At 66.9% G+C, this 22,394-nt stretch carries 19 protein-coding genes; 11 read left to right on the top strand and 8 right to left on the bottom strand.

Annotated features, from left to right (window positions below; translation table 11 throughout):
* Positions 1-14 precede the first annotated feature (14 nt).
* From ACX9OW_RS05615 to ACX9OW_RS05625, 3 genes are read left to right on the top strand one after another with little or no spacing between them, the layout of a single operon-like run.
* Positions 15-1,154 carry an SPFH domain-containing protein gene (locus tag ACX9OW_RS05615; protein ID WP_065182307.1) on the top strand — a complete coding sequence of 380 codons (1,140 nt, stop codon included), beginning with the start codon at positions 15-17 and terminating at the stop codon, positions 1,152-1,154.
* A gap of 21 nt (positions 1,155-1,175) precedes the next feature.
* Positions 1,176-2,528: a TFIIB-type zinc ribbon-containing protein gene (locus tag ACX9OW_RS05620; protein WP_459062039.1), complete on the top strand. Its 1,353-nt coding sequence runs from the start codon at positions 1,176-1,178 to the stop codon at positions 2,526-2,528.
* Complete coding sequence (locus tag ACX9OW_RS05625; RefSeq protein ID WP_053515893.1) at positions 2,525-2,782, top strand: hypothetical protein; 258 nt, start codon at positions 2,525-2,527, stop codon at positions 2,780-2,782. The genes ACX9OW_RS05620 and ACX9OW_RS05625 overlap by 4 nt, the downstream gene beginning before the upstream one ends.
* Before the next feature lie 60 nt (positions 2,783-2,842).
* On the opposite strand, the gene ACX9OW_RS05630 is transcribed toward ACX9OW_RS05625, so the two are convergent.
* Both ACX9OW_RS05630 and ACX9OW_RS05635 read right to left on the bottom strand, forming a co-directional pair.
* On the bottom strand, positions 2,843-3,739 hold the full coding sequence (locus ACX9OW_RS05630) for a tyrosine-protein phosphatase (protein ID WP_193395823.1): 897 nt from the start codon (positions 3,737-3,739) through the stop codon (positions 2,843-2,845).
* Between the two features lie 17 nt (positions 3,740-3,756).
* Positions 3,757-6,039 (bottom strand): TonB-dependent receptor, encoded by a 2,283-nt coding sequence (locus ACX9OW_RS05635; RefSeq protein WP_459062040.1) that lies wholly within the window; start codon positions 6,037-6,039, stop codon positions 3,757-3,759.
* Between the two features lie 124 nt (positions 6,040-6,163).
* On the opposite strand from ACX9OW_RS05635, the gene ACX9OW_RS05640 reads away from it, so the two are divergent.
* From ACX9OW_RS05640 to ACX9OW_RS05660, 5 genes are all read left to right on the top strand, one after another.
* Positions 6,164-6,808 (top strand): TetR/AcrR family transcriptional regulator, encoded by a 645-nt coding sequence (locus tag ACX9OW_RS05640; RefSeq protein ID WP_193395825.1) that lies wholly within the window; start codon positions 6,164-6,166, stop codon positions 6,806-6,808.
* A gap of 90 nt (positions 6,809-6,898) precedes the next feature.
* Positions 6,899-7,510: an AprI/Inh family metalloprotease inhibitor gene (locus ACX9OW_RS05645; protein ID WP_065182310.1), complete on the top strand. Its 612-nt coding sequence runs from the start codon at positions 6,899-6,901 to the stop codon at positions 7,508-7,510.
* A 70-nt stretch (positions 7,511-7,580) separates the two neighbouring features.
* On the top strand, positions 7,581-8,540 hold the full coding sequence (locus ACX9OW_RS05650; protein WP_053515898.1) for a cation diffusion facilitator family transporter: 960 nt from the start codon (positions 7,581-7,583) through the stop codon (positions 8,538-8,540).
* Positions 8,541-8,609: 69 nt separating this feature from the next.
* On the top strand, positions 8,610-9,242 hold the full coding sequence (locus ACX9OW_RS05655) for a DNA-3-methyladenine glycosylase (RefSeq protein WP_459062041.1): 633 nt from the start codon (positions 8,610-8,612) through the stop codon (positions 9,240-9,242).
* Positions 9,239-9,433: a hypothetical protein gene (locus ACX9OW_RS05660; protein ID WP_111186911.1), complete on the top strand. Its 195-nt coding sequence runs from the start codon at positions 9,239-9,241 to the stop codon at positions 9,431-9,433. The genes ACX9OW_RS05655 and ACX9OW_RS05660 overlap by 4 nt, the downstream gene beginning before the upstream one ends.
* Positions 9,434-9,477: 44 nt before the next feature.
* Here ACX9OW_RS05660 and ACX9OW_RS05665 read toward each other — a convergent pair whose 3' ends face one another.
* Entirely contained in the window at positions 9,478-10,269 is a 792-nt protein-coding gene (locus tag ACX9OW_RS05665) for an exodeoxyribonuclease III (RefSeq protein ID WP_459062042.1), read from the bottom strand.
* A gap of 127 nt (positions 10,270-10,396) precedes the next feature.
* Positions 10,397-11,506 (bottom strand): DNA glycosylase AlkZ-like family protein, encoded by a 1,110-nt coding sequence (locus tag ACX9OW_RS05670; RefSeq protein ID WP_111186909.1) that lies wholly within the window; start codon positions 11,504-11,506, stop codon positions 10,397-10,399.
* A gap of 61 nt (positions 11,507-11,567) precedes the next feature.
* Here ACX9OW_RS05670 and pip point away from each other — a divergent pair, with 61 nt between their 5' ends.
* Positions 11,568-12,527, top strand: a complete 960-nt coding sequence (gene pip, locus ACX9OW_RS05675) for a prolyl aminopeptidase (protein ID WP_340044577.1) — start codon at positions 11,568-11,570, stop codon at positions 12,525-12,527.
* Between the two features lie 9 nt (positions 12,528-12,536).
* On the opposite strand, the gene ACX9OW_RS05680 is transcribed toward pip, so the two are convergent.
* From ACX9OW_RS05680 to ACX9OW_RS05695, 4 genes are read right to left on the bottom strand one after another with little or no spacing between them, the layout of a single operon-like run.
* Positions 12,537-13,898, bottom strand: coding sequence for a heavy metal sensor histidine kinase (locus ACX9OW_RS05680; RefSeq protein ID WP_065176097.1), 1,362 nt, complete (start codon positions 13,896-13,898; stop codon positions 12,537-12,539).
* Complete coding sequence (locus ACX9OW_RS05685; RefSeq protein ID WP_053515914.1) at positions 13,895-14,584, bottom strand: heavy metal response regulator transcription factor; 690 nt, start codon at positions 14,582-14,584, stop codon at positions 13,895-13,897. The genes ACX9OW_RS05680 and ACX9OW_RS05685 overlap by 4 nt, the downstream gene beginning before the upstream one ends.
* A complete protein-coding gene (locus tag ACX9OW_RS05690; RefSeq protein WP_053515917.1) occupies positions 14,581-17,694 on the bottom strand; it encodes a multidrug efflux RND transporter permease subunit in 3,114 nt (1,037 codons plus the stop codon). The genes ACX9OW_RS05685 and ACX9OW_RS05690 overlap by 4 nt, the downstream gene beginning before the upstream one ends.
* Positions 17,691-18,872, bottom strand: a complete 1,182-nt coding sequence (locus ACX9OW_RS05695; protein WP_459062043.1) for an efflux RND transporter periplasmic adaptor subunit — start codon at positions 18,870-18,872, stop codon at positions 17,691-17,693. The genes ACX9OW_RS05690 and ACX9OW_RS05695 overlap by 4 nt, the downstream gene beginning before the upstream one ends.
* Before the next feature lie 375 nt (positions 18,873-19,247).
* Here ACX9OW_RS05695 and ACX9OW_RS05700 point away from each other — a divergent pair, with 375 nt between their 5' ends.
* Together ACX9OW_RS05700 and mgtA are read left to right on the top strand one after the other, a co-directional pair.
* Positions 19,248-19,547 carry a hypothetical protein gene (locus ACX9OW_RS05700; RefSeq protein WP_459062044.1) on the top strand — a complete coding sequence of 100 codons (300 nt, stop codon included), beginning with the start codon at positions 19,248-19,250 and terminating at the stop codon, positions 19,545-19,547.
* A gap of 64 nt (positions 19,548-19,611) precedes the next feature.
* Positions 19,612-22,371 (top strand): magnesium-translocating P-type ATPase, encoded by a 2,760-nt coding sequence (gene mgtA, locus ACX9OW_RS05705; RefSeq protein ID WP_459062045.1) that lies wholly within the window; start codon positions 19,612-19,614, stop codon positions 22,369-22,371.
* Positions 22,372-22,394: the final 23 nt, after the last annotated feature.

The raw sequence follows: 22,394 nt of genomic DNA on the forward strand, positions 1-22,394 counted from the left end.
ACAGGGAGTTGGCCATGGGTCTGGTACAGGCGGTGAAGGGTGCGGTCGGTGGTGTTCTGGCCGACCAGTGGAAGGACTTCTACACCGTGCCCACCGGCCTGCCGGCCACCGCAGCCCTGTTCGCTGCGGTCCCGCAGGGCACCAATGCCGGGCGCGGCTCCAATACCCACGGGTCGTCCAACATCATCAGCAACGGCTCGAAGATCGTCGTGCCCGAGGGCTACGGCCTGCTGCTGTTCCAGGACGGTGCGATCACCGCCTTCGTCGCCGAACCGGGCGGATACGAATGGCGCTCGGACGACCTGAACTCGCAGTCCCTCTTCGCCGGCGATGGCCTGGTCAGCACCTTCATCAAGCAGAGCTGGGAGCGCTTCAAGTTCGGTGGCCAGCCGGGAAGCCAGCAGGCCGCCTTCTTCGTCTCGCTGAAGGAACTGCCGGACAACCGTTTCGGCACCCAGTCGGAGATCTACTGGGATGACGGTTTCCTCAACACCCAGGTCGGCGCGGTCACCCGCGGTTCGTACACGTTGAAGATCGTTGATCCGATCCTGTTCGTGAAGAACTTCGTACCCGCAGCCTACCTGCAACCGGGCAAGGTGTTCGACTTCACCGACCTGGACAACGCTGCCGCCACCCAGCTGTTCAATGAGGTGGTGGGCTCGCTGGCGCCGGCCTTCAGCCTGTACACCAACGATCCGGGCAAGGGCAACCGCATCACCCGGCTGCAGCAGGATTCGATCGGCTTCGCGCAGAGCCTGTCGGCCGCCGTCGAGCAGGCCTACCAGTGGCAGAGCGATCGCGGCCTGGCCATCGTCAAGACGGCGATCGTCTCCATCGAATACGACGCCACTACCCGTGAACTGCTCAAGACCGTGCAGCGCGCCGACGCGCTGGCCGGATCGCGCGGCAACTCCAACCTGCAGGCCAGTGTCGCCCAGGGCATCCAGTCCGCCGGCGAGAACGGCGGCGCGGCAGGCCTGGTGGGGGTCGGCATGGCATCGGGCATGTTCGGTGTCGGCGGCATGCAGCAGCCGGCCACCCCGGCTGCGGATGACCCGGTGGCCAAGCTGAAAAAGGCCAAGGAGATGCTGGACCTGGGCCTGATCACCCAGGATGACTATGATGCGTTGAAGGCAAAGGCGCTGGGCCTGTAACCCGCAGGACGCGAACCGCACATGTCAGATCCACGCAACGGACCGCCTCCGCTGCCCGCTTCCGGCCCTGTGACACCGCCGCCGTTGCCGGGGGCGGCGTTGGACGGTCCGGGCTCTCCGCGGGACGTCCCTCCCCCACCCGGCAGCTTCCCGCTGGACACCTCGCAGCTGCCGCAGGCGATCCGCGACGAAGTGGACGCTCCGGACCCGCTGGCCATCGACACCTCCGCCACCGAGTTGAAGGACGGCCTGAACCGGTGCCCGAAATGCGGCGCCACCGATATCCGGCCCAAGCTCGGCACAGACATCCTGGTCTGCCTGTACTGCCGTCACGAATGGCATGGCGTCCGGGTGGAAGAGGCATTCGGTCTGGGCGAGAACATCGACCAGCTGCGTGGCACCATCATTGCCAGCGGTGCGCGCGACATCGATGCCGATGCCTCGGCGCTGATGAGCTTCAAATGCACCGGCTGCGGCGCCGAAGTCACGGTCAACACCGAGAGCACGATGACGGCGCGCTGCCACTGGTGCCGGCATGTGTTCGGCGTCAACGAGCAGATCGCCAATGGCGCGGTGCCGGATGCGGTACTGCCGTTCCACATCAGCAAGGACGAAGCGGTTGCCCGCATCCGCCAGTTCGTCGACAAGCGCCGTCTGTTCGCCCTGAAAGCCTTCAAGGATCAGTTCACGCCCGAGAACGTGGTCGGCGTGTACCTGCCGTACATGATCGTGGACAGCAATGTCAGCGCCGCCGTGGCGGGCAAGGGCGAGATCCAGACCCGCCGATACACCGTGGGCAGCGAGAAGAACAAGCGCACCGTATACGATGCCGATGTCTACCAGATCGAGCGCCAGGTGAACTTCACCGTCGACGATCTGCCGCTGGAATCCTCTGCCGAGCGCGGCAATCTGGACATCAGTGCCAACACCAACAACATCATCAACACCATTCTGCCGTTCGACACCAAGAACGCGGTGAAATGGAACGCGTCCTACCTGGCCGGCTTCACGTCCGAGAAGCGCAATCTCGATGTCGAAACGCTGCGCCCGCGGCTGGAGGACCAGCTGCTGTCGATCGCGCGCGCACAGGTGGAAGCGTCGGTGCGCGGCTACAACCGGGGCGTCCGCTGGGAGCAGGAACAGCTGGACGTGCATGGCACCCGCTGGGTATCCATGTACCTGCCGGTCTGGCTGTACTCCTATCATCAGCCCGGCCGCAACGGCGGCATGCTGCACTACATCGCGGTGAACGGGCGTACCGGCGAAACCATGGGAAGCGTGCCCGTGCAGCAGTGGAAGATGCTGCTGGCAGCCCTTACGGCCGGCACGATCATCGAAGCAGTGGCAATCCTCATTCTGATGGCGACCGCATGAGCGACGACAGTGGCCTCTGGCTGTTGGCGGCGGGTCCGGCCGGCGCGACCGCGCTGTACTGGGCGCTGTACCGCTACTACCGCAATACCGACAAATCACACGCCTTCGAGCATGAAACCGAAGTGCAGGCCGCGCCCGTCAGCGGCTCGGACCAGAAGGTGGGCCAGGTGCGCGGCACCGAGGCCACCCGCATCGAGGGCGACAACGTCTACCAGTACCGGCGACGCGTGGCGCGGCTGAAACCCAGGCCCTGACGGCCGGGAACGATCGGGGACGCGATCCAACGCGTCCCCGCGCACGCGTCATGGCGACGCTCAGCCTGCCTGGCCCAGCCTGATCTTCAGCTGCCGGATCTCCCGCTCGCTCACGCCGATCGCCTTCAGATAACCCTCGGCACCACCGTACTGGCTGCGCAGCGCCGCCAGGAACCGCTCCATGTTGTCCGGCGCGGTCCCGGCCATCCCGGCCATCTTGCGGCCGATCTCCGGATTCTGCCTGATGAGCGCCATGATCTGCGCGTTCATGGCGCTGTCTTTCGGCTGCCCCTGCAGATAGTGGGCTGAGATCGCATAGTTGTGCACGATGTCCGCTTCGGGCACGCCGGCCAGATCCAGCAGCAGGCCCGCGATGATGCCGGTGCGATCCTTGCCGGCCGTGCAGTGGAACAGCACGGTGCCGTCCTGCTGTGCGGCGATGCGCTGGAACACCTGCTTGAACTGTGGCTGGCTTTGGCCCAGCCACTGTACGTACGCATCGCCCAACGTATCGGGGAAGCTGGCCATCATCTTCTGCAGGTCCATCTGCTCGGTGCCCATCAGCGAGATGCGCTGGTAGTCGAAGCGCTCATCGCGGGCCAGCAGGTCCGGCGACTGCCGTTCCTCGTCTGCGGTACGCAGGTCGATGTCCAGCTTCACCCCGGCCGCGGCCAGCGCGTCGCGGTCTGCGTCGGTCAGGCGGCCGAGGTCGGCGGTGCGCACGAATGCCTCGGCGGGAATCGGCCCATGGCGGCCCTGCAGACCGGCGAAGGTACGCACGTTCCATGCTCCCTGCAGCGGTATTTCCCGCGACGCATCGGCGGCGACAGGCACCACGTTGGCGGTGGCAGTCGGCTTTGCAGCCACGGCCTCCGGGGCATCGGCGGCGACCGCAGTCATGGCCACCGGCAAGCAGAGCATCAGGGCCAGGAAAAGGCTGGCAGGGCGGGTCTTCATGAGGTTCTCCAGGGCTTTCAGAAGTTGATGGCCACATCGAGGCCAAAGGTGCGCGGGTCGTTGAAGATGCCGGTCTGGCCAAGTGCCGGACTGTTGAGCTTGTAGAACAGGTGCTGCTCATCGAGCAGATTGCGCGCCCATAATGAGAACGACATCGTGGTGCCAGTGCTGTTCATGGGTACATCCACCAGTGCAACGCGGGCATTGACCACGAATGAACGGTCGGTCAGCATCTGGTCGTACTCGCTGGTGTAGAAGCCGTCGGACCAGTTCCCATCAACGTGGAACTTCAGCGCGGAAAAATTAGCGAATGGCACCAGATAGTCGATGGCCAGGCTGCCGGCGTTCTTCGGCGCCAGCAGCGGCTGCACGGTCACCTGCACGCCTGCGCCGAACGGATCGACCGCGGTCTGCGCATCGATCTTCGTGTAGGCGTAGTTGAGTGCCAGGGTGAGGTTGTCCACCGGCATCACGTTGAACTCCAGTTCCGCGCCGCGTGATCTGCCATCGCCCAGTGCGTTGGTGGTGACCATCGTGGTACGCGTCTCGCCGCTGTTCGGGTCGAACGGCAACGAGAAATCCATCTGCTTGTGAGCAATCGTGGCGTCGAAGAGCGCGACGTTGAGACGGGCGCGGTCGTCCCAGAACTGCGACTTGAAACCCAGCTCGTAGGCGGTCACTTCTTCCGGGCCGAACGCGGTGTAGTTCGTCGAGCGGGAATTCGCGCCACCGGCCTTGAAGCCGGTGCTGTAACGCACGTAGACCATGGCCTGGCCACCGAGGTCATAGGCAATGTTGACCATCGGGTCGAAGCGACTCCAGCGGTCGTTGAACGCCAGCTGGGTGGCGGCACCGTTGACGGTGTACAGGTTGCCCTTCTTGTCATCGCGTGTGTAACGGGCACCCGCGGTCAGGTGCAGCCGATCCATCGACTCCGGCGTCCACGTCGCTTGCCCGAATACCCCCAGGCTGTCGGTCCATGCCTTGCTGGCACGGTCCACGCGTACTTTCGAGAGATCCAGCGGATTGGTTGCCGGGTTGACGGTGTAGCTGTTGCCACCCGGCCCCCACACCAGCATGTTCGGAGTCTGCGCATTGTCGCCGGCAGTCTCGTGGTAGAAGAATGCACCGCCCAGGAACTGCAGCTGGTCGGTATTGCCGATCAGCTGGAGCTCCTGGCTGTACTGGTGCTGGTAGACCTGGGCAAGGCTGTAGCGTCCGAATGGCGTACCGGCCCCTCCATAGGCCGAGATCGCATCGACCAGGCCCATGTCGAACTGGCCTTGGGTCAGTTCGCGATAGGAACTGATGGACTTGAGCTCAAGCTGGTCGCTGAGGGTCCAGGACAGGTTCAGCAGGTGTCCGCTGGTGCGGCCGATATTGTCCTCCTGCGGTCCTCCCAGGATCGCACTGTCGCGCCGGTCCTGGCTGGCACCGGCCTGCTGCAGCGGGCTGAGGAAGGCACCCGGGACCAGCACCTGCGTGTGGTAAGGCGTGGTTGCATCGTAGGATCTGTCGAAGGCGTACAGCAGCGAGAAATCATCGCTGGGCTGCCAGAGCGCGCTGAGTCGCGCGCCGCGCTTGTCATAGGCGTTGAAATCGCGCTCGCCGCGCATCGGATTGTCCGTGGTGCCGTCACGCTTTGCCTGCACGGCATCGACCTTGAAGCTGAGATCCGCCACCCTCGGCAGATCCAGGTGCAGTGCGGTGGTGTAGCCACCAAAGTTCGACACGCCCGCGCTCACGCTGCCACCGAACTCCCCGGTTGGCTGCTTTGTCACGATGCTCACCGCACCGCCTTCAGTATTGCGGCCGAACAGCGTGCCTTGCGGCCCTTTCAGCACTTCGATGCGCTCCACGTCGTAGAGCATGCTGCCCAAGCCCTGCGCACGCCCCATGAACACACCATCGACATAGATGCCGACTCCGGCATCGCGGGCGGGTTGATTGGCGTCTCCGGATGCGCCAATGCCGCGGATGCCGATGTTGAGCGCCGAGCTGCGGGTCGCGAACGGGGTGACACGCAGCGATGGGATCGATCCGTCGGACAGACTGCCCAGCGAGATCGCACTCCGATCCTTCAAGCCTTCTGCGTCGACGACGGAGACCGATATGGGCGTTTCCTGCAGGTTGGTGGCGCGCTTCTGTGCGGTCACCACCACCTGGTCCAGGGCGACCACGGTGCGCGCGGTTTCGCTGGAGATATCGGCGGTCGGGGCTTCTTCGGCACGGGCCAAGGCGGGCAACGTAGTGGCAACGGCCAGGGCAAGGAGGGATCGGTGCAGCGGAAGGTGGCGCATCGGACTCATTCACGGAAGGGGCTGGCCGGCGCAGTGTGGAGGCGGCCAGTGACAGATGAATGACCGTTCATTCACGCGATCCGTGAAGTACTATCCCGGCCCTTCATCCCAGCCAGGAAGATCCATGACACAGACGCCCGCGGTCCCCTCGCCCGCAGCGGATACCGCCGCCGCCCATGCAGATGCGCAGCGGCGGCGCATCCTCGATGCCGCGCAGACATGCTTCATCACCCGGGGATTCCATGCCGGCTCCATCGCCGACATCGCTGCGCAGGCGCAGATCAGCCAGGGACTGATGTACCGCTACTTCGCCAGCAAGCGGGCCCTGATCCTGGCCCTGATCGAGCGCCAGCTCCGGCACGACCAAGCGTCCATCAGCCAGATGCCGGATGCACCGGACCTGCTGGCTGGGCTGCTGGAGTGCTACCAGCAATGGGCACGGGGTGAGGTACTGCCGATCCACGGCAATGCCATTGCCAGCGTAGCGCTGTTTGCGGAAATCAACGCCGAAGCACACCGCGACCCGGCGCTCGCCGAGGTGCTGCGCCGCCACGACAAGCAGATCACCGCCGCGATTCATGGCTGGCTGCGTGAGCGTGACGCGGGCCGTGGCCGCACGCCGGACGAAGAGCGGATCGCCCGCCGTACCCTGCTGCTGCGAGTGCTGGTGGAAGGGCTGGCCATGCGGGCAGTGCGCGACCCTGATCTGCCCACGCCCCGCGTACGCATGCTGCTGGCCGATGCCATCGCGCAGGTTCTGGACGAGTGAGGAACGTTGCGCAGCCGGCATGGCACCATCACGCGGTCTCCCACCCTGCCGGTCTCATGCTTTCCGGGTCGCCCTCCCGAGCATCCCGCCATGATCGCCCTGCTCCCGCGTACCTGCCTGGCCGCGCTGTGCTGCCTGTCCCTTCCCGTCATGGCCCAGGATGCATCCTTCGGCTTTGGCCAGCAGAGCACCGAAACCTCGCAGACCACCCAGACCTCGACCACCCAGAGCCAAAGCCAGCGCAGCGATGACACGGCCTTCGGCAGCAGCGGCTCGATGACCTCGCAGTCCAGCACCCATTCCCGGACGCATTCCGAATCGAACAGCGAGAGCACCGGCGTGGATCTGGAGATCGGCGTCCCCGATGACACCGATCGCTGGGGCCAGGAACGCCGCCATCCCCGCGATCTGCGCGACAGCGACCTGTTCGGCACGTGGACGCTGGGCGAGGAGAACGGGAACACCTGCACGATCGAACTGAAGAGCATGGAGTGGTTCGGCGGCTACAGCGCCTATGTGCCGGCGGGCTGTCCAGAGGGATTCTTCCCGGCCAACCGCTGGGTGCTTTCCGGTAACCAGTTGCTGCTGACCGACACCAGCAACACGGTGTACGGCCGTTTCCGTGCATCGGGTGGCGGACGGTGGTCTGGCTTTCGCGAGTCCGACGGCGCGCGGCTCTACCTGAATCCGAAGGGTCGCTGACGGACGCCCTGCACGCCCCGGGGACGGCAGCATCAGGAAGATCAGGCAACCTTCCTTGAACCGCCCTGCGATGTCCGCCCCCACCGGTCCCCGCCTCGTCATCTATGCCGCCCTGGCCGGCAACCTCGCCATTGCCGTGGCCAAATTCATCGCCGCTGGCATCTCCGGCAGTTCAGCGATGCTCAGTGAAGGCGTGCACTCGCTGGTCGACACCCTGAACGAAGTGCTGTTGCTGTACGGGCTGCGCAGGGCCGGCAAGGCGCCGGACGCCGTGCATCCATTCGGCTACGGGCGCGAGCTGTATTTCTGGAGCTTCATCGTGGCCTTGCTGGTGTTTGCGGCGGGCGCGGGCGTGTCGGCATACGAGGGCATCCAGCACATCCGCCAGCCGGAACCGGCGACCCACCATGTGCTGAGCTACAGCGTGCTGGGCATTTCCATCCTCTTCGAAGGCGCGTCGTGGTGGGTGGCGCTGCGCGAGTTCCGCCGCACCAAGGGCAGGCTCGGCTACTTCGAGGCGTTCCGACGCAGCAAGGACCCGTCCACGTTCACCGTGCTTCTGGAGGACAGTGCAGCCCTGCTCGGTCTCGGATTCGCGCTGGCCGGGCTGGTCGCGGCGCAACTGCTGGACATGCCGGTCCTGGACGGCGTGGCCTCGCTGTGCATCGCCGCAGTTCTGGCGGTGACTGCGTTTCTGCTGGCACGCGAGACCAAGGGTCTGCTGGTGGGCGAGCCTGCCCATCCAGCGGTGGCCGAGCGCATCCTGGCCGTCGCCGAAACCGATGCCGATCTGCGCCGCGCCAATGGCGTGACCACCATGCAGATGGGCCCGGAGCAGGTGGTGGCCATGCTCAGCGCGGAGTTCGAGGATGATCGGCATACGCCGCAGATCGAGGCCTGCATCACCCGCATCGAAAACGCCGTCAAGCGTGAGTACCCGGAACTGGTGGCGCTGTTCGTCAAACCGCAGACGCCGGAAGTCTACGCCGCCCGGCGTGCGGCGCTTCGCGCGCCGCGTTCACCGGATTGACGCCGCGTCCGCATCCGCTTCACCCTGCCAGCGCCAGACTGATCCCCCGTTCGCCGACCCGCTACCGCCGTGCCTGACTGGCTGCCCGATCACTGGACGCTCCTGCCGCGCCGCTTCTACCAGCGTCCGCCGCAGGAGGTCGCCCCCGAACTCCTGAATGCGCTGCTGATACGCAGCGATGGACGGGCGGCCCGTATCGTCGAGGTCGAGGCCTACGGCGGCAGCCAGGACCCGGCCGCGCACTCCTACCGAGGACCGACGCCGCGGACAGCCAGTATGTTCGGGGACGCCGGGCACCTGTACGTGTACTTCAGCTACGGCATCCACTGGGGAAGCAACGTGGTGTGCGGGCAGGAACACGAGGGCGTGGCAGTCCTGCTGCGTGCAGCGGAGCCCGTGCAGGGCATCGACAGGATGCGGGAACTCAGGCCAGCCGCACGGCACGACCGCGATCTTGCCAGCGGCCCAGGCAAGCTGTCCCAGGCATTCGGCCTGGACAAGAGCTTCGACGGCGCCGATCTGGTGACGGGCAGCCACGGTGTGGTCATTGCCCGCGACGGCACACCTCCGCCGACGGACCCGGTCATCGGCCCGCGGATCGGCATCAGCCGCGCCGTCGACTTTCCGTGGCGCTGGCATGTCCGCGGCCATCGGCACGTCTCGGCACGCGCCCCCCGGCCTGCATCGGCAGCACGCAGATGACGCCGCTGGACCGGCCACTGCGGCGTGAACTGGAGATCGACGGCCAGCACTACACCCTGACGCTTGATCCGCAGGGCCTGAAGCTGGTGGAAAAAGGCCGGCGCAAGGGTGTGGTCCTGCGCTGGCGTGACCTGGTGTCAGGTGATGCTGCCCTGGCCGCCGCCCTGCAGGCATCGTTGCAGACGCGCTGAGCGGACGCCCCACCACAGTGCTGACGGACAACGCCGGATCCGGATCAGGTGCGCACCGTCACCCACGTTGGCGCGTGATCGCTGGCCTTGTCCTGCAGGCGCACCCAACGATCCACGCCTGCGTCCACCATACGTGCCGCCAGGATCGGGTTCAGCAGCAGGTGATCGATGCGCAGTCCCCGGTCGCGCTCGGCATGCTGGCGGAAGTAGTCCCAGAATGTGTAGATCGTGCTGTCACCGTGCAGGCTGCGCAGGGCGTCGGTCCAGCCCTGCGCGAGCAGATGCTCGAACTGCTCGCGCACCTCCGGCTGGAACAGCGCGTCGCGGCGCCATGCCTTCGGGTCGTACACATCGGCCTCGGTGGGGATGACGTTGAAATCGCCCAGCAGCACTGCAGGGTGCGGGAGATCGACGAGGCTGCGCGCGTGACGGATAAGGCGCTTCATCCAGCGCAGCTTGTAGTCGAACCTGGGGCCCGGCTGGGGATTGCCGTTGGGCAGGTAGAGACCACCCACGACGATGCCGTGCACCGCCGCTTCCAGATAGCGGCTCTGCACATCCGCCGGTTCGCCCGGCAACCGCCGCCGGCTTTCCACCGGCACCGCATCCCTTGCCAGCAGGGCCACGCCATTCCATCGCGCTTCGCCCAGCCACAGTGCACCGTAGCCGGCCTGTTCCAGCGCATCGGCCGGGAATGCAGCATCAGTGGCCTTCAGCTCCTGCAATGCGACCACGTCCGGCGATGTCCTGTCGAGCCAGGCAAGCAGATGGGGCAAGCGCGTGCCGATACCGTTGACGTTGAACGTGGCGATGCGCAACGTCTTGCGGCGGGCCATGCAGAACTCCTGAAGCCGGCGGGCAGAGCTACCACTGTGCCTGCGCCGTCATGCAGGCGCCGTCGACGTCATCGAAACGACGCTCGGCGATCATGGCGAACGCGCCCACAGCAACCTGCTGCGAGCGCTACCCGGCCCCGCGCCCGCCCGCCAGAAACAGCGCCATGCGCTGCAGCTCGTCCTCCAGCGCACTGCGGAACAGCCGGTCGCGCGCCAGTGAGCGCCCCGCGTAGCCGAGCGATGGCTCAAGCTGGCCGTCGCGGACAGTCACATTGGCCCACCCCACCACCTGCTCGTGCCACAACATCGGCAGCGCGTAGTAGCCATACTGGCGCTTGGGCGCCGGCGTGTAGGCCTCGAACCTGTAGACCCAGCCCCACAGCAGCTCGAACCGCCGGCGGTCCCAGACCACCGGATCGAACGGCGCCAGCAGGCGTACCTGCTCGTCCGGCGCATGCCGTCGTGAGCGCGGATTCTCGTCCGCCGGCCAGTACCACGTGGTGCCCTCCACGGTAGCGCTCGCCAGCTGTTCCTTCGCCAGCTTCAGCGCCTGCCGGGTCTGCTCGGCCAGATGCGGTGCGCCGTAGCCCAGCAGCCGGGCCAGGTAGGTCAGGCTGGCCGATGGAAGCGGCGCGTACTTGCGCACGATCAACGCGACCAGTGCAGCCGCGCGCCGCACGCGCCCGTCCTCGCTGTCCTCCGCCGGCGCATGCTCGGCCACGCTGTAGATGCGCGTTCCGCTGTCGCGCCGCTGCACCCGCAGCAGGCCGCGATAGTGCATGCCCTCCAGCAGATGCGTGCTGGCGTTGCTGGTGCCGCCCCAGTAGTTGGTCACCCGGCCGTGCGCGAACGCCTGGTCGACCTCGCGCGGATGCACGCTGCCACGTTCGCGCACGAACGCCAGCACATCCGCCGCACGGCGTTCGGTGTCCGCATCCCATGCACGCCGGGCCACGCGGGGATGCATCAACGCCAGGTACTCGCGCGGCAGGAAGCCGTAGTTGACCAGGCAGTCCTCCTCTACCGGCAGGCGCGGGTAACGCCGCTCGAGGTCACCGGCCCGATAGTCCTTCACCCGATGCCGCAGTGTCAGATCCTGTGCCCGGGCCGGCGCGCGGATCGGATCGGCCTGTACGAAGCCCAGCCGCCGGATCGCGGCCATCAACGTTGTTGGCGGGAACAGGGTGCGCGCCACCGCGTAGCGGCGCAGGTCGTCGAGAGTGGGCTGCCTGGACATGACGCCATTGTAGGCGCGCGCCGGGGGTATGCTGTCAGGCCCCGGTCCACTGACGTCCATCATGCGCACGCTGTATCCCCCGATCACGCCCTATCGCGAGCACACTCTGCCCGTGAGCACGCTGCACACCCTGCATGTCGAAGAGTGCGGGACGCCCGACGGCATTCCGGTGGTGTATCTGCATGGCGGTCCCGGTGCCGGCATCTCACCCACGCATCGTCGCTTCTTCGACCCGGCGCGGTACCGCATCGTGCTGATCGACCAGCGCGGCAGCGGCCGTTCCACCCCGTTCGGCGAACTGCGCGACAACACCACGCAGGAACTGGTGGCCGATATCGAGAAGGTACGTGAGCACCTCGGTATCGAGCGCTGGCTGGTGTATGGCGGCTCCTGGGGCTCGACGTTGTCGCTGGCGTACGCGCAGGCCCATCCCGCCCGCGCCACCGGCCTGATCGTGCGCGGCGTGTATCTGGGGCGGGACATCGAGAACCAATGGTTTTCCGAGCCGCAGGGCGGTGCGCGCTGGATATTTCCGGAGCGCTGGGACCGCTATGAAGCGCACATTCCCGAAGATGAGCGCGGCAACCTGCTGCAGGCGTACTGGACACGCCTGGACAGCCCGGACCCCGCCATCCGCATTGCTGCCGCAATGGCGTGGCTGGGCTGGGAGGACAATGCTGCGACCCTGCAGCACGAGGTGACCGCCGAATCCAGCAGCGACCCTATGGATACCCTGGCCAAGGCCCGGATAGAAGCGCACTACTTCCGCAACGGGGCCTTCCTTGAGCCCGGCCAGCTGCTGCGCGATGTGGAGCGGATCCGCCACCTCCCGGCGGTGATCGTACAGGGCCGCTACGACATCATCTGTCCGCCACGCAGCGCGTGGGAACTGGCCAAGGCGTGGCCGGAAGCCAGGCTGGAGATGGTGATTGCCGGCCACAGTGCGAACGAAGCGGCCACGACCGACGCGCTGGTGCGCGCGACCGACGACTTCGCCGACCGTTTCGGCCAGCCCGGCTGAATCGCCCCTTCACCGTGCCACGGTGAAGCCGACCGTCGTCAGACCGTCCGAACTGGCCACGAACACTTCGCCGCCATGCAGTGCGGCGATGGCCTTGACGATGGACAACCCCAGCCCGTGATGGCGCTCGCCCCGATACTCACGGGCCTGGTCGACCCGGTAGAAGCGCTCGAACAGCAGGGGCAGATGCTCGGCGGCGATGCCGTTGCCTTCATTCAGCACGGCCACCCGCACGCCGTCGCCTTCGGACTGCAGCTGCACACGCACGTCGCTGCCTGGACGCGCATGCTGCACGGCGTTGTGCAACAGGTTGGTCAGCGCGCGGCGGAACAACGACGGATCGATGCGGGCGGTGGCGTCGCCTTCGACATGCAACGTCAGCTGGGCCTCTTCGAACAGGAATTCCATGAATTCACCGGCGGTGGCGACCTCGTCTGCCAGCTGGACCTGACGCGTTTCCACCGCGATATCGCCCTGGCCGGCCCGCGACAGGAACAACATATCGTTGACGATCGCACGCAGGCGCTCCAGTTCCTCCAGGTTGGACTGCATGACCTCCTGCAGCGCCGCCACATCACGCGGACGGGACAGGGCCACCTGGGTCTGTCCCATCAGATTGGCCAGGGGGGTGCGCAGCTCGTGCGCGACGTCCGCGTTGAACCCGTCCAGCCGCGTGTACGCTGCCTCCAACCGATCCAGCGCGCCGTTGAAGGCCTGCGTGAGGTGGCCCAGTTCGGCCGGCAGTCCCTGCGCGGCCAGGCGCTGCGACAGCCGCTGCGGGCTGAGCGAGCGTGCCTCGTTGGACAGCGCCCGCAGCGGGGCCAGCCCCAGCCGGGCGATCCAGTAGCCAAGCCCGGCCACCAGCAGCACGCCCAGCCCGCCGGCCACCCACAACGCAACGCCGAAGCGCTGCAGCGCCTGCGTGTAGGGCTCCGAGTCGATGCCGATCCACAGGTCCACATCCGGTCGCGCACCCTTGCCCGGCACCCGTTCATACAGCGTGCGCAGCGGGTGCCCACCCTCACGCGGCAGCGTACCCATGCCGTTGTCGCCCTTGCCGGGGGCCTGCACCTGCGGCTCTGCCTGGCCGATGCGGAATGTGGGGTTCTCGCTCCATGCCCAGACCAGGGTGTCGCGGTCCCCCGAGATCAGGTTGCCGACCTTCTCGCGCACCTTGTTCCAGCGCTCGGTGCTGTCGCACATCGCGACGCTGCCACTGACCGCGTGCAGCTTGGTCTGCAGTTCCGCATGCTGGTAGCGCACCACCTGCCGCTCGAGCACGCCATAGACGCCCACGCCCAGCAGAGCAAACACCAGCAGTGCGGCCAACGCGAACATCGCCGACAGGCGCTGGGCGATCGACATCCTCATCCCCGCCCACCCTCGTCCTCGCGCACTTCCAGCACGTAGCCCATGCCGCGCACGGTATGCAGCAGCTTGCTCGGGTAAGGACCGTCGATCTTGCCGCGCAGGCGCTTGATCGCCACTTCGACCACATTGGTATTGCTGTCGAAATTGATGTCCCAGACCTGGGCGGCGATCACCGTCTTGGACAGGATCTGGCCCCGCCGCTGTGCCAGCAGCGCCAGCAGCGCGAACTCCTTGCCTGTCAGGTCCAGCCGCGAGCCATCGCGGTAGGCCCGCCGGGCCAGCAGGTTCACCTGCAGATCGCCCACCTGCAGTTCGGTCGGCTCCTGCTGGCGCCCACGCCGCACCAGGGCCTGCAGCCGCGCCAGCAGTTCGATGAACGAGAACGGCTTGACCAGGTAGTCGTCGGCGCCCTGCCCCAGGCCGTGCACGCGATCATCCACGCGGTCCCGCGCGGTCAGCATGATCACCGGTGTCTGCTTGCTGCGGCGCAGCTCGCGCAGCACGCTGAAGCCATCCATGCCCGGCAGCATCACATCCAGCACGATCACGTCGTAGTCGAACTCGCGCGCCAGATGCAGGCCGGTGACACCGTCCGCAGCCAGATCCACCGCCCAGCCCTGCTCGCCCAGGCCGGTGCGCAGGTAATGGGCGGTCTTGCCTTCATCTTCCACGATCAGCAGTTTCATCCAGGGTCCGCCAGGGCAGCGCCCGCCGCCTCCCTGCGCTCGCGGCGACGCTGCAGGAACAGGCGGTCCAGGGCCAGGTAGATCACCGGGGTACTGTACAGGGTCAACAGCTGGCTGATCAGCAGGCCACCGACCACCGCCACGCCCAGCGGCTGGCGCAGTTCCGAACCCGTACCGAAACCGATCATCAGCGGAATGGCACCGAGCAACGCGGCCAGCGTGGTCATCATGATCGGGCGGAACCGGGTCAGGCAGGCCTCATGGATCGCCTCCAGCGGCGCCAGCCCGCGGTTGCGCTGTGCGTCGAGGGCGAAGTCGACCATCAGGATGCCGTTCTTCTTGACGATGCCGATCAGCAGCACGATGCCGATCAGCGCCATGATCGAGAAGTCCAGCCCCCACAGCCAGAGCATCAGCACTGCGCCGATGCCGGCCGACGGCAGAGTGGACAGGATGGTCAGCGGGTGCACGAAACTCTCGTACAGCACGCCGAGGATGATGTAGACCGCCAGCAGGGCCGCGAGGATCAGCAGCGGCTGGCTGGCCAGCGACTCCTGGAAGGCCTGTGCCGTGCCCTGGAAGCGGCCGCTGATGCTGGCAGGCATGCCGATCTGCGCCTGCGCCTGCTCCACCAGGCCGACCGCTTCGCCCAGTGAAACGCCGGGGGCCAGATTGAAGGACAGGTTCACCGCCGGCAGCATGCCGTTGTGGCTGATCGACAGCGGACCATTGCCCGGAGGCTGCACCTGGGCCACGGCCGACAGCGGCACCATCTGCCCGGTCAGTGGCGAACGCAGGTGGAAGTAGGACAGCGCATCGACCTGCCCCAGCATGCCCGGCGCGATTTCCAGGATGACCCGGTACTGGTTGGTTTCGGTCTGGAACTCGTTGATCTGGCGCTGGCCGAAGGCATCGTAGAGCACCTGGTCGATGTCGTTGGCGGTCAGGCCGAAGCGCGCCGCTGCCGTGCGGTCGATCTCCAGCCGGGTCACGCTGGCGCCGACCTGCTGGTCATTGGACACGTCGCGCAGCTGCGGCAGGCCCCGCAGCCGCTCGGTCAGCTGCTCGGCCCACTGCGACAGTTCGCGGCTGTCCTGTCCGCGCAGGGCGTACTGGTACTGCGTCCGCGCCGGCCCGGCGCCGAGATTGATGTCCTGCGCCGCGCGCATGTACACGGTGATGCCGGGCACGCTGGCCATCTTCGCCCGCACCCGGTCAATGAAGCCGTGCACGTCCACATCGCGGTCGCCGCGGTCCTTCAGCACGAACCAGAAGCGGCCGTTGGACAGCGTCTGGCTGCCGGCAGTGGCGCCGACCGCGTGGTTGTAGGCCTGCAGGGCCGGATCATCCGCAACGATGCGCGCGAGCTGCTGGTGCTTGGCCACCATGTCCTCGTAGCCGATGTCCTGCGCCGCCTCGGTGGTGGCGAACACGAAGGCGGTGTCCTGCAGGGGGAAGAAGCCTTTGGGAATCACTATGTACGAGGCCACCGCCACCGCCACGGTCAGGCCGAAGCCCGCCAGCACCAGCCGCTGGCGGCGCAGGGCCCATTGCAGGCTGCGGTCGTAGCCGGCCAGCAGGCGCCCGGCCAGGGTCCGCTCGCTGTCCCGGTGCGCCGGCATGCGCTTCATCAGGTGCGCGGCCATCATCGGTGCCAGGGTCAGCGAGGCGACGATGGAAATCAGGATCGCCACGGTGATGGTCAGCGCGAACTCGGCGAACAGGCGCCCGACCACCCCGCCCATGAACAGCAGCGGGATGAAGGCGGCAATCAACGACAGGCTGATCGAGACCACGGTGAAGCCGATTTCGCCGGCGCCCTTCAGGGCGGCGTCCACCGGACCGAGCCCGGCCTCGCGGTGACGGTGGATGTTCTCAACCACGACGATCGCGTCGTCGACCACGAAGCCGACCGCAACCACCAGTGCCACCAGGGTCAGGTTGTTCAGGCTGAAGCCGGCCACGTACATCGCGGCGAAGGTCGCCACCAGCGCGACCACCAGTACCGCGCCGACGATCAGCGTGGCGGAAAGCTGGCGCAGGAACAGGCCCATCACCAGCACCACCAGCACGATGGTCAGTACCAGGGTGAGCTCCACCTCGTGCAGCGACGCGCGGATGGTGCGCGTACGGTCGTTGAGCACCTCCACATCGACGCTGGCCGGCAGGTTCGCGCTCAGTTCCGGCAAGGCGGCCAGCACCGCATCGGTGGTGCGCACGATGTTCGCGCCGGGCTGCCGGCTGATGATCAGGCCGACCCCAGGCTGGCCGTTGGGCCACGCCTGCACGTAGGCATTCTCGGCGCCGTCGATCACCTGCGCGACATCACCCAGCGCCACCGGTGCGCCGTCACGATAGGCAACGACCAGGCGCCGGTAGTCCTGGGCACTGAACAGCTGGTCGTTGGCTTCGAAGGTGGACGTGCGCTGCTCGCCCATCAGTGCACCCTTGGCCTGGTTGAGGCTGGCGTTCTGCGCCACGCCACGCAGGTCGGACAGGGTCAGGCCCATCGCCGCCAGCCGCTCCGGCTGGGCCTGGATGCGGATCGCCGGACGCTGCTGGCCGACGATGCCGACCTCCGAAACGCCGCTGATCTGGCTGATCGAGCGTGCGAGGCGGCTCTCGGCCAGATCGCTCAGTTCGGTCATCGACATCTGGGTCGACACCACGCTGAGCACCAGGATGGGACTGTCGGCCGGATTCACCTTGCGCCAGGTCGGCATGTTCGGCAGTTCACTGGGCAGGCGGCCGGCGGCGGCGTTGATCGCCGCCTGCACTTCCTGTGCGGCCGTGTCGATGTTCTTTTCCAGATCGAACTGCAGGGTGATCGAAGTGCTGCCCAGTGCACTGGTCGAGGTCATCTCGATGATGCCGGGCACGCCCGTCAGCTGGGTTTCCAGTGGCGTGGCCACCGCCGAGGCCATGGTCTCGGCGCTGGCACCGGGCAGATTGGCATTGACCCGGATGGTCGGGAACTCAGCCTCCGGCAACGGCGCCACCGGCAGGCGCGGCAATGCTGCCACGCCCAGCAGCACCACCGCCAGGGTCAACAGGGTCGTGGCGACCGGGTGATGAACGAACCAGCTGGACAGCGAGGTGCGCGCGCTCACGGTGCCGCCCCGCGCCGGACCGCTGCAGGCGCCGCGGCGGGTTTGGCCTCGGCCACCACCGTGCCCGGCCGCAGCCGCGACTGTCCATCGCGTACCACCACATCGCCGACCCGCAGCTCACCCTGCACGACCACCTGCCCGCCGTCCTGTTCACCGACCGTGACCGGCAGCGATTCCACGCTGCCATCAGCGACCACGCGGTAGACGAAGCTGCCCTGCACGCCACGCTGGATCGCCGCGGCATCCAGCACCAGCGCGCCCGTGCTCTGGCCGGTGCGCACCCGCACGCTGACCAGCTGTCCGGGCCACAGCTGGTCGGACGCATTGCTGAAGCGCGCGCGCAGCCGCACCGTACCGGAGGCCTCGTCCACCTGGTTGTCGATCACCTGCAACGTGCCCTCAGCCAGCAGCTGGCCACCCTCGCGGTCCAGTGCCTGCACCTGTGCGCCGTCTGCGGCGAGCGCCTGTCGCAGCTGCGGCAGCGCGTCCTGCGGCAGCGCGAACACCACCGAGATCGGATCGGTCTGCTGCACGGTCACCAACCCCTGCGTGTCACTGGCGCGCACCAGATTGCCCGGATCCACCTGGCGCAGACCGATGCGGCCGTCCATCGGCGCCACGATGCGCGTATACGAGAGCTGCACCTGCGCTGCGTCCACCGCAGCCTGGTTGCCGCGGCCGGTGGCCTGCAACTGCTGCACGGTGGCGGCCTGCTGCTCCAGCATCTGCCGCGACACCAGCTGGTCGCTGGACAGATGCTGCAGCCGTGACAGATCCGAGCGCGCCGCGTCCAGCGTGGCGCGGTCGCGCACCAGCGCCGCCTGTGCACCGCCCAGACCGGCACGGATGGCGCGATCATCGATACGCGCGAGCAGTTGCCCCTTGCGCACCTTCTGCCCTTCCTCGAACAGCACTTCGGTCAGCACGCCATCCACCTGCGGGCGCAGCACGGTGCTCTGCAGCGACTGCACCGTGCCGACGCCGCTTCGCCAGTGCGGGACATCACGCTGCTCGACGCGCGTGGTGACCACCGGTACCGGTGGCGGTGCCGCGCTGGGCTGTGCGTCGCCGCGGGAAACGCCGTGGAACAACATCGCCAGCAACAGGGCAACCAGCAGTGCCGCTCCCAGCGCGAGGTGGCGGCGGCGCAGCAGCGCAGTGACATCAGGCAATCGCATGGCAGGGGGTCCAATCCGGTGCCCGCGCCGGTCTGCGCAGGCCTGCCGTCATCCTGGGTGGCAACCTCCGGCACCATGCTGTCGCCTGCCTGACAATTCCGTCAGCTTCGACTGCGGCCGCTATACCAAGGTATAGCGACGCTAACCCACGGGCCTCTAGGCCGTGCCCGGCCAGCGGCCGACAATGGCACCACCGCCGGGAAACGCGCCCGGCAGCCCCTTCCCACCTGCACGGAGACGCCGATGGATCCCGACCCTGCCGGGCGCAACGCGCCCCTGCCTGCCTGTTTCCGCCCGTACCTGGCGCCTGGCGGCCGGTCCCTGCCTGCGTGAGTGCGGGGGGCCGCCAGGCGCACCTGCCTGGAGAGTGCCCCCATGTTCTGCAAGACCCTCTACATCACCCTGCGCCGCCTGATGGGTACGCGCGATGTCACCGCCCTGCGCAGCCAGCTGTGGGTGCATGGCCCAGTGCTGTTTGCCCGTTCGCTGGCGCTGGGCTCGCCACGCGTGGTGGCCGACGTCCTTTCGTTGCTGCCGATCAGCGAGCGCATCAGCGTCCTGCGCCATCTGCCCTGCCCCCTCCGCGACGCGATGAAGCCGTTGTGCATCGGCGGCAGCCAGCGCCTTCGCATGCAGCCCTGGTCGCCTGACGTACTGGCCCTGCGCTCCGCCTGAACGGCGACGCGACGCCCTGCCCCCTGCGTGCCGGTCCTGCGCCGGCCCCATCAAGGAGTTCCCCATGAGCCTGCTCAATGCCTGGTTCAACGCTTTCCTGCGCAGCCGGCGCGCCGGCAACCTGTTCCGGCGCCGGGCGATGCCCGAAGCCGGCTTCGGTCCCGGCAACAGCGGGAGCGTACCGTTCAACCTCACCGCCGGACTGGTCACCTTGGCGCAGCTCGATGAAGCGCACCTGCTGAGCAGGCTGGACTCGCACGCCGATGGCCTGGGCCAGCACGAGGCGGACTTACGGCTGGCCGCCCTCGGCCCGAACGAAGTCGATCACGAAAAGCCGCTGCCGTGGTGGCGCCACCTGTGGCAGTGCTACCGCAATCCGTTCAACCTGCTGTTGACCGTGCTGGCAGCGGTCTCCTGGCTGACGGAGGATGCGAAGGCCACGGTGGTGATCGGCGCGATGGTGCTGTTGTCCACCCTGATCCGCTTCGTCCAGGAAGGGCGTTCCAACCGCGCCGCTGAACGGCTGAAGGCACTGGTGGGGAACACGGCGCGTGTACTGCGGCGCACCCCTGGAACGGAAGCGGCAGACCTGGCCGATCAGTACTTCGGTGCGCACCTGCACAGCCGGCGGCCCTCACGGCTGCTGGACCTGCCGATCCGCGAGCTGGTACCCGGCGATCACCTCGTGCTCTCGGCCGGCGACATGATTCCGGCCGACTGCCGGGTGCTGTCGGCCAAGGATCTGTTCGTGGCCCAGGCGGCCATGACCGGGGAATCACTGCCGGTGGAGAAGTTCGCCCATCCGGGCGATGCGCAGGCCGGCCTGCTCGATCAGCACAACCTGCTGTTCATGGGTACCAACGTGGTCTCCGGCACGGCCACCGCGGTGGTACTGGCTACCGGCAACCGCACCTATTTCGGCACTCTGGCCGAGCGCAGCATCGCCAGCGACCGTGCACCCACGGCCTTCCAGGCCGGGGTCAACAGTGTCAGCTGGCTGCTGATCCGCTTCGCCCTGGTGATGGTGCCGTTCGTGCTGCTGGTCAATGGCTGGACCAAGGGTGACTGGACCGAAGCCTTCCTGTTTGCCCTGTCGGTGGCGGTCGGCCTGACCCCGGAAATGCTGCCGATGATCGTCACCTCCACCCTGGCCAAGGGGGCGGTGCTGCTGTCGCGCCGCAAGGTGATCGTCAAGCGCCTGGACGCCATCCAGAACTTCGGTGCCATGGACGTGCTGTGCACCGACAAGACCGGCACGCTCACCCAGGACCGGATCGCCCTGGAACGGCATACCGACGTGTTCGGCCGTGACTCGGAAGACGTGCTGAAGTTCGCCTATCTCAACAGCCACTTCCAGACCGGCCTGATCAATCTGCTGGACCGCGCCGTGCTGGAGCACGTGGAACTGCAGAGCTCGCTGCGCCTGAGCCAGGACTACCGGAAGGTGGACGAGATACCGTTCGACTTCGAGCGCCGCCGCATGTCGGTCGTGGTATCCGAATGCGGGAATCACCATGAGCTGATCTGCAAGGGCGCGGTCGAGGAGATGCTCGCGGTGTGTTCCACCGTGCGCGAGAACGGCCACGACATGCCACTGGACGAACGGCGGCTGGCGCGGGTCCGGCAGACCACCGAGGAACTGAACGAACAGGGCCTGCGGGTGGTGGCGGTGGCGATGAAGGAAACCAGCGCGCAGCAGGCGACCTACACCCAGTCCGACGAATGTGGACTGACCCTGATCGGCTACGTGGCCTTTCTTGATCCGCCCAAGGAATCGGCTGCACAGGCACTGCAGGCACTGGCGATGCATGGCGTCGAGGTCAAGGTGTTCACCGGCGACAACGAACTGGTCACCGCCCGTGTCTGTGCCCAGGTCGGACTCGACGCGGACACGATCCTGACCGGCCCGCAGATCGAACGCATGGGCGATGAAGCGCTGGCACACGCCCTGCAGCACCACCGCGTGTTTGCCCGCCTGACGCCGCTGCACAAGGAACGACTGGTACGCCAGCTGCGCGCGCAGGGCAAGGTGGTCGGCTTTCTCGGCGACGGCATCAATGATGCGCCCGCGCTGCGCGCCGCCGACATCGGCATCAGCGTCGACAGCGCCGTGGACATCGCCAAGGAAGCGGCCGACATCATCCTGCTGGAAAAGAACCTGATGGTGCTGGAGGAAGGCGTGATCCAGGGCCGGCGCACCTTCTGCAACATGCTCAAGTACATCCGCATGACCGCCAGCTCCAACTTCGGCAACGTGTTCTCGGTGCTGGTAGCGTCCGCCTTCCTGCCGTTCCTGCCGATGCTGCCGCTGCAGCTGCTGGTGCAGAACCTGCTGTACGACGTTTCGCAGATTGCCATTCCGTTCGACAACGTGGACGAGGAACTGGTGCGGCAGCCGCTGAAATGGAACCCGACGGACATCGGCCGCTTCATGGTGTTCTTCGGACCGATCAGCTCGGTCTTCGACCTCAGCTGCTTCGCCCTGATGTGGTATGTGTTCGACGCTCGCACACCCGCCGACCAGGGCCTGTTCCAGTCAGGCTGGTTCGTCGTCGGCCTGCTGACCCAGACCCTGATCGTGCACATGATCCGCACGCCGAAGCTGCCGTTCCTGCAGAGCATCGCCGCGCCACCGCTGCTGCTGATGACGGGACTGATCATGGCCCTGGGCGTGATCCTGCCGATGAGCCCGCTGGCCGCCTACTTCAGGCTGCAGGCACTGCCGGCAGGGTACTGGCCGTTCCTGGTGGCGATCCTGTTCGGCTATGCCGCACTGACCACTGCACTGAAGAAGCTCTACATCCGTCGCTACGGCTGGCAGTAGGCGTTGCCGGCCGTGCCTGGGGA

Source organism: Stenotrophomonas genospecies 5, from assembly GCF_054473825.1.

Excerpts from the sequence above, each read along its gene's own strand:
- ACX9OW_RS05615 (WP_065182307.1), top strand. The coding sequence starts at position 15 with ATGGGTCTGGTACAGGCGGTGAAGGGTGCGGTCGGTGGTGTTCTGGCC.
- ACX9OW_RS05700 (WP_459062044.1), top strand. The coding sequence starts at position 19,248 with ATGTTCTGCAAGACCCTCTACATCACCCTGCGCCGCCTGATGGGTACG.
- ACX9OW_RS05620 (WP_459062039.1), top strand. The coding sequence starts at position 1,176 with ATGTCAGATCCACGCAACGGACCGCCTCCGCTGCCCGCTTCCGGCCCT.
- ACX9OW_RS05630 (WP_193395823.1), bottom strand. The coding sequence starts at position 3,739 with ATGAAGACCCGCCCTGCCAGCCTTTTCCTGGCCCTGATGCTCTGCTTG.
- pip (WP_340044577.1), top strand. The coding sequence starts at position 11,568 with ATGCGCACGCTGTATCCCCCGATCACGCCCTATCGCGAGCACACTCTG.
- ACX9OW_RS05665 (WP_459062042.1), bottom strand. The coding sequence starts at position 10,269 with ATGGCCCGCCGCAAGACGTTGCGCATCGCCACGTTCAACGTCAACGGT.
- ACX9OW_RS05670 (WP_111186909.1), bottom strand. The coding sequence starts at position 11,506 with ATGTCCAGGCAGCCCACTCTCGACGACCTGCGCCGCTACGCGGTGGCG.
- ACX9OW_RS05660 (WP_111186911.1), top strand. The coding sequence starts at position 9,239 with ATGACGCCGCTGGACCGGCCACTGCGGCGTGAACTGGAGATCGACGGC.
- ACX9OW_RS05645 (WP_065182310.1), top strand. The coding sequence starts at position 6,899 with ATGATCGCCCTGCTCCCGCGTACCTGCCTGGCCGCGCTGTGCTGCCTG.
- ACX9OW_RS05685 (WP_053515914.1), bottom strand. The coding sequence starts at position 14,584 with ATGAAACTGCTGATCGTGGAAGATGAAGGCAAGACCGCCCATTACCTG.
- ACX9OW_RS05680 (WP_065176097.1), bottom strand. The coding sequence starts at position 13,898 with ATGAGGATGTCGATCGCCCAGCGCCTGTCGGCGATGTTCGCGTTGGCC.
- mgtA (WP_459062045.1), top strand. The coding sequence starts at position 19,612 with ATGAGCCTGCTCAATGCCTGGTTCAACGCTTTCCTGCGCAGCCGGCGC.
- ACX9OW_RS05625 (WP_053515893.1), top strand. The coding sequence starts at position 2,525 with ATGAGCGACGACAGTGGCCTCTGGCTGTTGGCGGCGGGTCCGGCCGGC.
- ACX9OW_RS05695 (WP_459062043.1), bottom strand. The coding sequence starts at position 18,872 with ATGCGATTGCCTGATGTCACTGCGCTGCTGCGCCGCCGCCACCTCGCG.
- ACX9OW_RS05640 (WP_193395825.1), top strand. The coding sequence starts at position 6,164 with ATGACACAGACGCCCGCGGTCCCCTCGCCCGCAGCGGATACCGCCGCC.
- ACX9OW_RS05635 (WP_459062040.1), bottom strand. The coding sequence starts at position 6,039 with ATGCGCCACCTTCCGCTGCACCGATCCCTCCTTGCCCTGGCCGTTGCC.
- ACX9OW_RS05650 (WP_053515898.1), top strand. The coding sequence starts at position 7,581 with ATGTCCGCCCCCACCGGTCCCCGCCTCGTCATCTATGCCGCCCTGGCC.